We start from the raw sequence: 280 nt of genomic DNA on the forward strand, positions 1-280 counted from the left end.
CGCACTGTCCACCAATCGATTCAAAACCACGACGGATGCCGCCAATTCCGGCAAATAGATCGATAAAGCGAAACGCATAATGCGGATGATGTTCCGGTGGTTTGGGTAACAACGTTTGCAGATGGGCAAACTCTTTCTCACTTAAACGGTGCCATGCAGAGTCATTCGCCAGCGCACGTTTTAAAATTGCCGCGCTCCAGTGATTCTCACCCACACCATTAAGCTGCGCCACCAGCGTTTTAACATCATAAATTTGCAGCAGTTTCTCCAGCATTGCCTG

At 48.9% G+C, this 280-nt stretch carries 1 pseudogene; it reads right to left on the bottom strand.

Annotated elements, in window-relative coordinates:
• Positions 1-280, bottom strand: a pseudogene (locus LZP73_RS21060) (DNA cytosine methyltransferase); the annotation flags it as partial.

The sequence above is a fragment of the Shewanella sp. AS16 genome (assembly GCF_021412365.1).
GTDB classification, from domain to species: Bacteria; Pseudomonadota; Gammaproteobacteria; order Enterobacterales; family Shewanellaceae; genus Shewanella; species Shewanella salipaludis.